Below are 12,423 nucleotides of genomic sequence, written 5' to 3'. Positions count from 1 at the left end.
GCGCACTCAGAGGAGTGCGCCGGCCAGGCAATGCAGGATCATTCGATGCTGAAAGGGAAGTACTTGTCGTTGATTTTCTTGTAGGTGCCGTCGGCCTTGATCTCGGCCAGTGCCTTGTTCAGGCGTTCGCGCAGCGGGTCGCCCTTGCGCACGGCAATACCGATCTTGTCGCTTTCAACCACGGGCTCGCCCTTGAACTCGAAGTTCTGGCCGTCCTTGCTCTTGAGCCATTCGTACTGCACGTACTTGTCGGCCAGGATGCCGTCCAGGCGGCCGGAGAGCAGGTCGAGGTAGGCGTTTTCCTGGGTGTCGTAGAGCTTGATGCTCACGTCGTAGTCGTCTTCCATGTTGCGATCGTCCAGCCAGGTGCCGGCCAGGGTCGCGCGCTGGGCGCCGATCACCTTGCCCTTGAGGTAGGCCTTCTCGATCTTGAAGTCGACTTTCTTGGGAGCGATGAACTGCAGCTTGTTGGAGTAGTACGGGTCGGTGAAGTCCACCGCCTGCTTGCGCTCGTCGGTGATCGACAGCGAAGACACCAGGAAGTCGAACTTCTTGGCGTTCAGGGCCGGGATGATGCCATCCCAGTCGGAGGTGACCACTTCGCACTTATCGACTTTCAGCTTGGCGCACAGGGCGTCGCCGATGTCCTTGTCGAAGCCCACGACCTGGCCGCTGGCATCCTTGTTGTTGAACGGTGGGTAGGCGGCCTCGATCCCCATTTTCAGGGTCTCGGCGACGGCGCTGGCGCTGAAGGCCAGGGTGACGGCAGCGGCCAGGAGGATTTTCTTATAGCTCTGCATGCGTGTAGCTCCGTTAGCGGTTGCTGGACATGAATTGTTTGCAGCGTGCCGAAAGCGGGTTTTCGAAGACCTGCTGTGGCGAGCCTTGCTCTTCTACCAGACCCTGGTGCAGGAACACCACTTCGCTGGAGACCTGGCGGGCAAAGCTCATTTCATGAGTGACCAGCAACATGGTGCGGCCTTCTTCGGCCAGGGCGCGGATCACGTTGAGGACTTCCTGGACCATTTCCGGGTCCAGGGCCGAGGTCGGCTCGTCGAACAGGATGACCTTGGGCTGCATCGCCAGGGTCCGGGCAATGGCGGCGCGTTGCTGCTGGCCGCCGGACAATTGGGCCGGGTAGGCGTGGCGCTTGTCGGCGATGCCGACCTTGGCCAGCAGTGCCTCGGCCACCTCGATGGCTTCTGCCTTGCTCTGGCCCAGCACCCGGCGTGGCGCCTCGATGATGTTGTCGAGTACCGTCATGTGCGGCCAGAGATTGAAATTCTGGAATACGAAACCGATTTCGCTGCGCAGGCGGTTGATCTGCTTGCCGTCGGCGGCGACGAGCTCGCCATTTTTCGCGGGCTTGAGCTTGAGCTCTTCACCGGCGACCAGGATCTGGCCCTGGTGCGGGTTTTCCAGCAGGTTGATGCAGCGCAGGAATGTGGACTTGCCGGAACCGGAGGACCCCAGGATCGATATCACGTCACCGTCGCGAGCGGTCAGCGAGATACCCTTGAGTACCTCCTGGGAGCCGTAGCGTTTGTGCAAGTTGCGGATTTCAAGCGCGGGCGTGGCCTCAGCCATGTGCGGTCCTCATAGAGTTCAATGTGCTCCTGCTGTTGGGCTGCCTTCCTGGCGAGGCGCCAAGCTAGCATAGGGTTCGAATCGCAGCCAACAGCACTGCCGGAGGTAAACGAGCGACGTGTGACAGGTTGTCGCATCGGCACAGCTGACTGTCGCCCCATCAACAACCGAACGCCCGTTTGAACCCTGGATCCGGTGGGTGTCGCGTAAAAAAAGGCGCGATGGTGCCACCTTTGGCCGGGTGTTGGAAGGGTTAACGGGCCAAAGGTCGTGGATCTGCTGCCTATTTGTGTGTCTCGCACTTTTGGACTCTGTTTGCGCCGGGCAGCGATGCACGATCTGTCGGGGCGTCCACCAGTGGCCTGGCGAAATGCCTCTGGGCTCAATGGCTTGCAGTTCTTCAGAGGGCACGTTGGCAACCGGGCTCGGCGAGACTGCGGAGCATCCTGGTGCTGGCTTTGCGTACGAGATAGGCAATGTCCTGGAGGTTTCTTTTCACCAGAACGAATGCAGGTCGGGCGAAGTTAGGATTTTGTTGTTGGCGGGTGGTTCTGGTCCGGGTGGCGGGCAAGCTGTCGATGACTCCAGCGGGGGGCTGGAGCTACGACGCGTGATCCTGTTCGTCGCCACGGTATTGGGGGACAGGTTGTCCCGGATGGAGCGCAAGGGCGTCCTGATGCCCAGCTGGTGATTTGATCGTCTGAAGGCCAAAAAGGCTGCTGCCAACATAGACAGTGGCCCTTTTTATTGGATTTTTGACTTGTTACATGGCGTTTCGTGGACAGCATGCAGGCGAAATAGTAGCCTGCGCGCTCTTCGATAAGAGCTCTTGCGTGCCAGCGTGAGAGGAGCTATGGAATAGCGCTGTTGTACAAGGGATTGAACGCTTGTCGGGCCCCAGGGGCCGCCTCTCTCCTCCCTTGAACCATCCCTGCCTTTCCTGCTCCTGACCTGTTTGCACTCGCCTTTGGCGTGGTCAGTGGTCCCTGTCCGAAGAACCAAGCATTCAGGGTCCAATGGTGATCGCCCGGTCATTGGTTCCTCATAACGGGGCGGCAAGGAGACGCGCATGGCGTTCACTAAAATCATTTTCAAAAACCCGAACACCGGGGCCATCAAGGAAGCGCCAGTCGGTTTCTCCTGGACCGTGTTCTTCTTCGGTTTCATCCCGGCCCTGTTCCGTGCCGACTGGAAATGGGCGGCGATCATGTTCCTGCTGTCCATGTTCACATTCGGCCTGAGCAACCTGGTGTTCATGTTCATCTACAACAAGCTGCATGTCCGTGACCTGATCGGTGCCGGCTTCAAGGCCCAGTCCATCGCCAGCGGCGACCTGAGCTTTGCCAGCTCGCGCATCGGCATGGAAATCCCGCGGCTGGAAGCGGCCTGAGTATCGGGTCGGCTCCTGTAGCTGAAATGCAAAAGGGCGCATCCACTGGATGCGCCCTTTTTTAATGCCTGGCGGTTTCAGCCTTCGCTGCTGAACAGCGCCTGGGAAGCGGCGGTGTAGTCGGCCTGGAAGGCTTCGGACTCGATCCAGGCCAGTGCGCTGGCTTCGTCGGCCTCGGTGGACCAGTTGCGGTACTCGATCAGCGCCGCGAGGATGAAGTCGGTGGCGCCCTGTTCGCCTTCCTGTTCATACACCAGTTCCAGCAGCGGGTCGGCGAGGAACGCCGCGCACAGGGCCTGCTGGCTGGTTTTTTCGGCGTCGCGCATTTTCACGAACAGTTCGGTCAGGTCCACCGATTCGAAATCGATGCGGCTATCGTTGGGATCCAGCTCCAGTTCCGAGGTCGGTGCGCTGCGTTTGGCGCGGTTCTGCTTGGCCTTGGCTTTTGCCCGCTGGGCCCTTTTATGTTGCTTGTCCGCAGATGCCATGGGCGTCTTACCTTGTTGCTTGAAGGTGCATTGCATGGGCCGCGCTGCTGCAGCGGCCGGTGAGGCGGGCAAGGATGCCAGTAAATCGGGGTCGCAGCACCTGCCATCGGCCGGGAGGTGGCGCCCGGGTGCCGCTCAGGCCCTGGGAACGATGCGCCCCGGACTGGCGCTGTCCAGCTCGCCGTGGCGCAACCAGCCGAGGATGATCGGCCAGAGCCGGGTTTCGAAGCGGCTGTGGAAGAACGCGAAGTGGCCGACGGCGGTTTCGCCGATGTCCTGCGGACGGATACGCAAGTGGGTGCGCGGGCTGTTGTGGAAGTAGCCCAGCAAGCGCTCGATGGCGGCTTCGGTGCCGAACGGGTCGTCGCTGAGGCTGATGGCCAGGATCGGCGCGCTGACGTGGCTGAAAAGGCCCCCGTTGCGCTGGGCGGCGACCTTGCGGCCACTGGGGCGGCCCTCGAAGCGCGGATGCGCGGTACTCCAGTCGCGGACCACGCCTGCCGGGGTGTCTTCCATCCAGCCCAGCCGCTTGCCGGGGAAATAGCCGTAGAGGCGAGTCAGCAGGGGCATTGCCAGGTGCCACTTGCCCAGCATCCGCCAGCGTTCCTGTGGGGCGTAGTCGCGCCAGTAGGCGAACTGCGCACCCATGGTGGCGATACGACGGATCTGCCCTGCCGAGCTGCCCAGGCCCGCCGCGCAACCGCCGAAACTGTGACCCACCACGTCGATCGGCTGGCCGGGAAACTCCCGCTGGGCCCGTTGCAGCATCGCTTCGAAGTCCAGGGTGCCCCAGTCCGACCAGGAGGCCTTGAAGCCCTTGAGCGAGGCAGGCCTGGATTCGCCGATGCCGCGGTAGTCGTAGGTCATGACATCGAAACCGTGGGCGAACAGGTAGTCGGCGAAACGCACGTAGTAGCGGCAGCGTACCGAGGTGGCGGCGCAGATGATCACCACCGGGCGCTGCGGGTTGGCCAGGGGCTGGCGCCAGGCGAAACCGCCGAGCATGAAGCCGTCTGCCGCCGGTTCGCTGAAGCTTTCGCCGGGGCCGCTGGCAGGTTCGACCTTGGCGGAGTTCGTGACAGGCAGTTCGGGGGGTGACAACAGGGACATGGGACATTGTTCCTGGATGGCCGAAGTGAAGGGGTCAGGTTCAGTGGCGTTGTTTGTCGGTGCTCATTAGTAACCGGCCAATCCACAGCGCGGCAACGGCCAGGGCGCCCAGCATCAGGGTCGTGATGCCCTGCCAGAGCAGTTCGGCGTAGAACTGGGTGGGTTGCTGCGCCTGGCTATAGACGAACTTCGGGCCGGCGCGGTTGCTGGTGACGATCACGCCCTCCAGCAACGCGCTCCCCAGGGTCCAGCCCAGCAGTACGGTGAGTGCCAGCAGCACGCTACCGATCAGCAGGAATACCCAGGCACCCCTGCCAGTCTTGCCGGGCTTGGGGTGGGGCAGGCGGACTCGGGTTCTCTTCTGGTTCACGCGAACAGTTCCTTGGCAGTCGAATGGGCGCGGGCCCGCAACTTTACTCCCATGCGCCGCCATGGGAATAATCCGGGCAGGCCAAAGTCGGGTAGTCCTAGACATCAATGGAGCCTTGAGCATGGAAGTGAAGCATCAGATGAGCCCGGAACAATGCCAGGGCTTGGAAGATATCCGTCGGGAAATCGACACCCTGGATCGGACGGTCATTGCGCTGCTGGGCGCGCGTTTCAAGTACGTGCTGGCCGCGTCGAAGTTCAAGACCTCGGCGGCCACCGTACGGGCCGAGGAGCGCTTCAAGGCGATGCTCGCCACCCGCCGCGAATGGGCCGAGGCCGAAGGCCTGAACGCGGACGCGATCGAGAAGCTGTACAGCGATTTGGTACAGCATTTCATTGCTGAGGAGATGAAGCATTGGCAGGCGGCGCAGGCACCTGCTTGAGGTGGCAGGCGCACGCTCGGTGCTGAGCGGATTGTGCGGCGCCGACCCGTGCCCTTGATTTGTATCGACGCGGGTATGCTGGCAGCCTTTTCTCGATCGATCAGGAACGACAACGATGCAATTTCGCTCATGGACAGGGCTGGCGCTGGCGGCGCTATTGGCAGGGGGTGGGCAGGCGCAGGCCAGCGAGCCCGCCTCGGTGTATTTGCGTTGCACCATGACTCCCGAGCAGTACGTCAATGCCATGGCGGCGGCGCCACGCTCGGCGATCTCCTACAGCGATTGGCAGAAGTGGTTCGACAGCCAGGACATGTACGGTTCGGCGCGGGTCGACGCCGAGTGGTTGAAGGATTCCGGTGCGCGCAGCCTGCAGGAGGTGGTGCAGATCTGGGCGGGGCCGGGTAGCGCTTCGCACTATGATCCGCGCACCGGTCGCTGGCAGTTCGCCCTGCTGGAGTTCACCGACAACTACGGTGAGATGATCCAGCTGCTCGCGCCGCTGCGCAGTGTCGCCCCTTACTGCCAGCCCGGCTCCGACAGTTTTCTGCTGATCTATTCCTACATCTGGAAGGGTGGCGATAACGCTTACCTGACCCTCAACAAGCAGCGCAGCCAATTTGCCGGCAAACCCACCAAGGCGCAGCGCGCCGAGGCCGATGCGGCCCTTGAGATGCTGATGAGGTCTGGGCTGGACTAAGGCGGCCTTAGGCGCCTTTGCTCAAGCCTTGGTGTCGAATCGATCTAAAACCGCTGGTGCCGGGGCGTACACTGAAACTTGGGAGCTTGAGACGGACCGGCTATGCAAGCCTGTCGTGGCTTGGCCATTCGAGATGCAATAGGGGAGGCCCGGGCGCTACCGATCCTGGGGCTGGAGGCTTGATGGTGGCGTCCCATTGCAGTGGTTCGAAACGAACCCGGGAGTGGTCATCATGAAATGCTCTTCCATCAGTGTCATGTCGGCGCTCGCTGCGCTGCTGCTTGCGCTGGCATCACCCAGCGTACTGGGCGCCGTCGCCAGCAGCGAGCCGATCGATCCGGCCGGCGTCCAGTTGGTGCCGCAGCAGCAAAACGGTATCGCCTACCTCAGCGGCGGGATTGGCCTGGATGAGTCGCGGGCCATCCAGCAGGTGACGGGCTACAACCTGCACCTGACGTTTTCCGTCGGCCCGCAGAACCAGTACACCTCGGATGTGGACGTGGCGATCGAGAATGCCCAAGGGCATTCCCTGTTGAGCCTGGTCGGGGTGGGGCCGATCGTCTATGTGCAACTGCCCCCTGGCACGTTCCAGGTCGTCACTACCCGCAAGGGCCTGCAGCGGCGTAGCACTATCGATGTCGCCGCTAGCGCCCGGCGCGATCTAAACGTCCATTGGGATAACTTTTGAGCACAGCCCTGGGGGCTTGAACCTGACGTAGCGTGAGGATTTATCCTGTCTTCAATCATTGCTCGGCGTAGGGAGGCAGATGAGGAATGTTGAAGATCGGCGAACTGGCTCTCAGGGCTGGCGTTACAGTGCGCACCTTGCATCATTACGATGGGCTGGGATTGCTTTCTCCATCCGCACGCTCCAATGGCGGCAATCGGCTGTATTCAGAGGCCGACGCCGCTCGTTTGGGGCGTATCCAGGTGCTCAAGCAGGGCGGGCATTCGCTGGGCCAGATCAAGCAGATGCTGCAAGCGGACAGCCTGTCTCCCGCAGAGCTCATTTCCCGGCAACTTGAATCCCTGGCTGCGCAGCAACGCCATATAGAGAAGCTGCGCGTGCGCCTGCTGAGGCTGAACCAGAAGATAGGCAAGGGCACCGTGCTTCTCGGCATCGACTGGATCGACATGCTGGAGATGCTGGCCCTGCAAGAGGAAGTCCTGTCCGAAAGCGAGATCGCGGCCTTGCTGGCCGTCGAAGAGCGGCTGGATGATGTCGAGCGCGACTGGGGGGTGCTGGTGGCCGACGTCCAGTCAGCTATCGCGGCGCAGGCGCCAGGGCACAGTCCGCACGCGCAAGCATTGGCCTGGCGCTGGATGCGCCTGGTGCATTTGACCGTCGCCGAGGATGCCGAGCTGGCGTTCAAGCTGACGGCGCTCCAGCGCAACTCCCGGCGAGCGCAGCAGCTCAACGGGATTCATGACGCCATGTTGGATTGGGTCATGGTGGCATTCGTCCATGCTCGAGCAGCGCTATTGGGCAACTACCTGACCCCCTCCGAGCAGAAAGACCTGACGCAGCGCCAACTCGAGCATCTCTGGCAGTGGCAGCCCTTGATCGCGCAGGCCCGCGAGCATCAGCGCAACGGCCTCGAAGCTGCATCCCCTGGCATGCAGGAGCTGGCTCGGCAGTGGCTGGGGTTGTTTCGTGCCTCCCATTACGGTGACGACCTGGAGCTTGAGCGCAAGGTGCGCCATGCCTACGCACAAGAACCTGGTTTGAGTGCATGCACCGGCCTGAACGACTCGCTGGTGCATTTCATCAACCGCGCCCTGGCGCTGATCTAAGTCGTGCCGCTGGAATTTGAATAAGGAATCGATCATGGAACACAGCGCTGTCCACCTGGTTTGCGGGCCTGTGGGAGCGGGCAAGTCCACTTATGCCCATGAACTCTCGAGCGGCGGTAGCGCTGTGGTTTTCTCCATGGATGCCTGGATGGCCAAGTTGTTTGCGCCTGACATCGTATCGGGCACCACTGTACAGACAATGAACCCCGCATGGTTTGCCGAGCGGGTGGACCGTTGCGAGGCAGTCATCTACTGGATGGCTGCCGAGGTGTTGCGTTGTGGCGGCTCCGTCATCCTCGACCTGGGCTTTCTTCGTCGCCAGCGACGCGATACGGCTTACGCCTTTGCCGCCCGGCACGGCAGCCCGGCCGTACTCCACTACGTCACCGCGGAAGCGGAAGTTCGGCGCAATCGGGTAGCGCGCCGCAATGAGCAGCGGGGGCAAACGTACACCATGGAGGTCACCCCGCAGATGTTCGATTTCGCTGAAAGCGTGTTCGAAGTCCCGCAGTCGGAGGAGCTGGCAGGTGCGCGGATGGTATTCACCGATCGTGAATAGGCGCAGGTTGTAGCGCGTTAGCCACTGAGGCTAGCTATGGAGCGATGCGCTGGCGGATCACAGCATCGCTGCCGTGCTGCGGGCGGGGCTCCAGGCCGAATCGGCCTTGAAGGGTTGGTAAACCATAGAAAGCAAAAAACCCGCACTAGGCGGGTTTCTTGGTTGCTTTCACGTGATGTAAACACCACCTGAAAGCTGAAGGTGGTGCCCAGAGACGGAATCGAACCGCCGACACGGGGATTTTCAATCCCCTGCTCTACCGACTGAGCTATCTGGGCAACGGGGCGCATTAAACGGGTTTTTCAGGGGGTCGTCAAGCAAGTTTTGAAAAAAAGTTTAATTATTACCGCCGCTTACGATCCGCCCCCCGGATTTACAGCGATTTCACTCCGCTGGCGGCACGTAACCTTCGGCCTTGGCGTATTCCTCGCCGGAGAAGTACTTGTCCATTTCCGCCTGGATGAACTTGCGATCTTCGGCGTTCATCATGTTCAGGCGCTTTTCGTTGATCAGCAGGGTCTGGTGTTTCTGCCAGTCGGCCCAGGCCTTGGCCGAGACGTGATCGAAAATATCCTGGCCCTTGGCGCCCGGATACGGCGGACGGTCCAGGCCTGGCAGTTCTTCTTGGTACTTGCGGCACATTACGGTGCGGGTCATGACGACTCTCCTGCATTCAAGACTTCGGCCGCGCGCTTGAGCAGTGTCTTCACCGGGGCGGCGAGGCCCAGGCGCGGCGGGGTGGCGAGGTTATACCAGAGCCAATCGGCCTCGGCGACGTGCAGGGCCGACTCTTCGACCCGGATCAGCCAGGGCTCGATGGCCAGCTGGAAGTGGCTGAAGGTGTGTACCAGCCCCGGCATCTGCTGTTGCTGGCCCACTTCCAGGGAATGCTGCAGTGCCAGGTGCTGGACATCGTCCAGGTCGTCGAGCTCCGGCAGGCTCCACAAGCCTCCCCAGAGCCCGCTGGAGGGGCGCCGGTAAAGCAGGATGGCGCCCTCGCGGTTGGCCAGCATGGGCATCAGGGTGCGCTTGCGCGGCACTTCCTTGCGTGGCTTGGGGATCGGGTAGCGGGTCTCCAGGCCGAGCATGTGCGCCTCGCAGCCGCGCTCCAGGGGGCACAGCAGGCAACTGGGCTTGCTGCGAGTGCAGAGGGTCGCCCCCAGGTCCATCATCGCCTGGGTGTAGTGGTTGACTCGCGCGTGAGGCGTGAAGCGCTCGGCTGTCGCCCATAGCTGTTTGGCCACCTTGGGTTCCCCCGGATAGCCCTCCTGGGCGGTGAAGCGCGCCAGGACCCGCTTGACGTTGCCATCGAGGATCGGCGCCCGCAGGCCCATGCTGATGCTGGCAATGGCCCCGGCGGTGGACAGGCCGATGCCCGGCAGGTCGGTGAGCTTCTCCACGTCGCGGGGAAACTCGCCGCCATGTTCGGCCATCACGATCTTCGCGGTCTTCTGCAGGTTGCGTGCCCGGGTGTAGTAGCCCAGGCCGGTCCACAGGTGCAGGACCTCGTCCTCCGGGGCTTCGGCCAGGGCCTGTACCGTGGGTAGCGAGGCCATGAAGCGGTCGAAGTAGTTGAGCACGGTGCTGACCTGGGTCTGCTGCAGCATGATCTCCGAGACCCAGACCCGATACGGGTTGATGTCCTGCTGCCAGGGCAGGTCGTGGCGCCCGTGCCGGTCATACCAGTCCAGCACAGCGCTGGAAAAAGCCTCGGCTCTCATCGCTTGAACAGCCCCTTGAGCGCGTTCTTGAGTTCCGGGCTGACCTTGTCGCCGAGCTTCTCTTCGATCTTGTCCTTGAGCCGGTCGCCGGCCAGCTTGGCCGCGACCTGGCCCAGGCCGTCCTTGTCCAGGCGGCAGGCCTTGGCACCCAGCTCCAGCGGGCCACGGCAGCGCAACGGCAGCTCGATGCCGCGGAAGCGCTCGCCCACCTGGCAGGCCGGGTCCGGGTTGTCGCTCAGGTCGCCCTCGACGACGATGCCCACGCGGTAGTCCATGCCCAGCACCCGCAGGTCGATGTCACCGTTGCCGTTGACGCTCATGCCGGGGATGCGCACCTTCAGGTCCGGGTTGCTGGCCACGCCATTGCGCAAGGTCAGGTTGCCCTTGAGCTCCTGGAAGGGGGTGTCCTTGCCACGCGGGGTGCTGGTCAGGTTCTTGCGGTTGAGCACGGCGATGCCCTGGCACAGTTGCTGTTCGATATTGGCATTGAGCAGCACGCCGTTGTTGATGCTGAAACCGACGTTGCCGTTGAGGCTGTCGACCAGGGCTTTCTGGCTGTTGCCATTGCCACTCAGGGTGCTGTTCAGGGTCACCAGGCCCTTGACCGGTGGGGTCTGGCCCTGGCTTTCGAGGATGCGCTCCACCGGCACCCGGTTGATCCGGGTCTGCAGGGCCAGTTGCGGCGTGCTCTGGCGTACGTCCAGGGTGCCACTGGCCTCGAAGCTGCCGTTGTACAGCTCACCCCGCAGGTTGGCGAGCTTGAGCAGCCCGCCCTGGCCGGAGGCCTTGAGCGCGGCATTCTGGATCGGCAGTTTGTCCAGGGTCAGTTGGCCGAAGTTCAGGTCGGCGTCCACGTCGAGCTTGGCCAGGCGTTCCACCGGCAGCAGTCGATCGGTGCTCCAGGCGCCCTTGGTGGGTGCGTTGGGCAGCGGCGTGGTGCCGGCTCCAGCCATGGCATCGGCCTCGCTGCTCTGCACTTCGGCCTTGCGCGCCGAGGCTGCACTGTTGGCTGCGGCGGACTTGGGCGGCAGGTAGCGGTCGACGTTGAAGGTGTCGGCCTTGAGTTGGGCGCGCACGGCTTGCCTGGCGAAGTCCTCGATGGCCAGGCGGCCGCTGAAGGTGCTGTCGTCGAGCTTCAGGTTCAGGTCTTCCAGGGCCAGGCTGGTGGGAGTGCCTTGCAGGCGGCTGACCAGCTCGACCTTGCTCAGGCTGCCCTCGGCCATGGCCGGCAGGCTCTGGCCGACGCTGTCGACGAACTTGGCCAGGTCGAACTGGGCGATGGAAATCCCGCCGCTGATCTGTGGGGTCTTGTCCAGGTCATTGACCTTGAGTTCGCCCAGGGCGCGCAGCTGGTTGAGGGAGATTTTCAGGCCGGTCCATTGGGCGACGTTGGCGGCCTTGTCCAGCAGCAGCTGGCCCTGGGCGGCGAAGGTCAGGGTCTTGCCTTGCAAGGGGTCGCCGGCCGCTTCGCCGGCAAGGCGCATGTCTTCGAACTGGTAGCGCTGCAGGGCGCGGTCGAAGCGCAGTTCGCCATTGAGCTCGGTACGCACGCGCACGGCGGGCTGGGTGCTGGCCAGGAAGGCCGTGAGCTTGACCGGAGTATTGGTGGCTTCGTGGATCGGCCCGGTGCTCAGCTGGATGCTCTCGGCGGTGAACTGCTTGCCGGTCTGTTCATCGTTGTATTCGACCCGGGCGTTGTTCACCGTCAGGCTGTCGATGTCCAGGCGGATCGGCTGCGAGGGTTTTTCCGCGCTGGCGGTGGCCTGTCCGGCGTCGCCGGTGCTGGTGGCCGGGGTCTCGGCCTGGCGGTCGGCCGGGGCGGCCTTGCCGATGTCCTGCCAGTTGCCGTGGCCGTCCTTGTTGCGGGTCAGGCGCAGGTTCAGGCCCTCGACCCGCACGTCGCTCATCTGCACTTCGCGGCGCAGCAGCGGCAGCACCCGAACCGACAGGCCAAGCATCTGCAGGTCGGCGAACGGCTGGGTGGGATTGGCCAGGGTGGCCACGCCGGCATCGTGCAGCTCCAGGCCGAGCCAGGGGAACAGGCTCCAGCCGATGTCGCCGTTGAGGGTCAGCTCGATGTGGGCCTTGTCGCGGGCAATCTGGCGGATTTCTTCTTTGTAGTCGTTGGGATCGAACAGGTGGGTCAGGGCGAAACCCAGAGCCACGATGATCAGCAACAGCCCGAGAATTACCAGACCCAGGATTTTGCCGAGCGCTTTCATGGGCGAGTCCTTGTATGTCGAATTCAGAATTTAGCGGGGCAGT

At 62.8% G+C, this 12,423-nt stretch carries 14 protein-coding genes and 1 tRNA gene; 6 read left to right on the top strand and 9 right to left on the bottom strand.

Annotated features, from left to right (window positions below; genetic code table 11):
• Window positions 1-38 precede the first annotated feature (38 nt).
• On the bottom strand, window positions 39-800 hold the full coding sequence (locus LGQ10_RS17345; protein ID WP_058435511.1) for an ABC transporter substrate-binding protein: 762 nt from the start codon (window positions 798-800) through the stop codon (window positions 39-41).
• A 13-nt stretch (window positions 801-813) separates the two neighbouring features.
• Window positions 814-1,587, bottom strand: a complete 774-nt coding sequence (locus LGQ10_RS17340) for an ABC transporter ATP-binding protein (RefSeq protein WP_226522681.1) — start codon at window positions 1,585-1,587, stop codon at window positions 814-816.
• Window positions 1,588-2,656: 1,069 nt separating this feature from the next.
• On the opposite strand from LGQ10_RS17340, the gene LGQ10_RS17335 reads away from it, so the two are divergent.
• Window positions 2,657-2,977, top strand: coding sequence for a hypothetical protein (locus tag LGQ10_RS17335; protein ID WP_058435513.1), 321 nt, complete (start codon window positions 2,657-2,659; stop codon window positions 2,975-2,977).
• Window positions 2,978-3,054: 77 nt separating this feature from the next.
• Here LGQ10_RS17335 and LGQ10_RS17330 read toward each other — a convergent pair whose 3' ends face one another.
• The 3 genes from LGQ10_RS17330 to LGQ10_RS17320 form a co-directional block, all read right to left on the bottom strand.
• Window positions 3,055-3,465: a hypothetical protein gene (locus LGQ10_RS17330; RefSeq protein WP_226522680.1), complete on the bottom strand. Its 411-nt coding sequence runs from the start codon at window positions 3,463-3,465 to the stop codon at window positions 3,055-3,057.
• A gap of 135 nt (window positions 3,466-3,600) precedes the next feature.
• Entirely contained in the window at window positions 3,601-4,575 is a 975-nt protein-coding gene (locus LGQ10_RS17325) for an alpha/beta fold hydrolase (RefSeq protein ID WP_226522679.1), read from the bottom strand.
• Window positions 4,576-4,615: 40 nt separating this feature from the next.
• On the bottom strand, window positions 4,616-4,945 hold the full coding sequence (locus tag LGQ10_RS17320; RefSeq protein ID WP_226522678.1) for a hypothetical protein: 330 nt from the start codon (window positions 4,943-4,945) through the stop codon (window positions 4,616-4,618).
• 121 nt (window positions 4,946-5,066) lie between these two features.
• Here LGQ10_RS17320 and LGQ10_RS17315 point away from each other — a divergent pair, with 121 nt between their 5' ends.
• The 5 genes from LGQ10_RS17315 (at window position 5,067) to LGQ10_RS17295 (ending at window position 8,437) form a co-directional block, all read left to right on the top strand.
• A complete protein-coding gene (locus LGQ10_RS17315) occupies window positions 5,067-5,387 on the top strand; it encodes an isochorismate lyase (protein ID WP_226522677.1) in 321 nt (106 codons plus the stop codon).
• A 115-nt stretch (window positions 5,388-5,502) separates the two neighbouring features.
• A complete protein-coding gene (locus LGQ10_RS17310; protein WP_226522676.1) occupies window positions 5,503-6,084 on the top strand; it encodes a hypothetical protein in 582 nt (193 codons plus the stop codon).
• A gap of 232 nt (window positions 6,085-6,316) precedes the next feature.
• On the top strand, window positions 6,317-6,772 hold the full coding sequence (locus LGQ10_RS17305; RefSeq protein ID WP_226522675.1) for a carboxypeptidase regulatory-like domain-containing protein: 456 nt from the start codon (window positions 6,317-6,319) through the stop codon (window positions 6,770-6,772).
• Between the two features lie 86 nt (window positions 6,773-6,858).
• On the top strand, window positions 6,859-7,878 hold the full coding sequence (locus LGQ10_RS17300; RefSeq protein ID WP_058436229.1) for a MerR family transcriptional regulator: 1,020 nt from the start codon (window positions 6,859-6,861) through the stop codon (window positions 7,876-7,878).
• Window positions 7,879-7,912: 34 nt separating this feature from the next.
• Entirely contained in the window at window positions 7,913-8,437 is a 525-nt protein-coding gene (locus LGQ10_RS17295; protein ID WP_226522674.1) for an AAA family ATPase, read from the top strand.
• 202 nt (window positions 8,438-8,639) lie between these two features.
• Here the strand turns inward: LGQ10_RS17295 and LGQ10_RS17290 are convergent.
• The 4 genes from LGQ10_RS17290 to LGQ10_RS17275 all read right to left on the bottom strand — a co-directional run bounded on the left by LGQ10_RS17290 (window position 8,640) and on the right by LGQ10_RS17275 (window position 12,380).
• Window positions 8,640-8,715 (bottom strand) — tRNA-Phe (locus tag LGQ10_RS17290).
• 106 nt (window positions 8,716-8,821) lie between these two features.
• Window positions 8,822-9,094, bottom strand: coding sequence for an oxidative damage protection protein (locus LGQ10_RS17285; protein ID WP_058436231.1), 273 nt, complete (start codon window positions 9,092-9,094; stop codon window positions 8,822-8,824).
• Window positions 9,091-10,158, bottom strand: coding sequence for an A/G-specific adenine glycosylase (mutY, locus tag LGQ10_RS17280; RefSeq protein WP_226522673.1), 1,068 nt, complete (start codon window positions 10,156-10,158; stop codon window positions 9,091-9,093). Before mutY ends, LGQ10_RS17285 begins: the two co-directional genes overlap by 4 nt.
• Window positions 10,155-12,380, bottom strand: coding sequence for an AsmA family protein (locus LGQ10_RS17275; protein ID WP_226522672.1), 2,226 nt, complete (start codon window positions 12,378-12,380; stop codon window positions 10,155-10,157). The genes mutY and LGQ10_RS17275 overlap by 4 nt, the downstream gene beginning before the upstream one ends.
• Between the last annotated feature and the right edge of the window lie 43 nt (window positions 12,381-12,423).

Source organism: Pseudomonas sp. L5B5 (assembly GCF_020520285.1).
Taxonomy (GTDB): domain Bacteria; phylum Pseudomonadota; class Gammaproteobacteria; order Pseudomonadales; family Pseudomonadaceae; genus Aquipseudomonas.
Note: the sequence above shows the minus strand (reverse complement) of the source record. Positions and strands in the feature narration are given on the sequence as shown.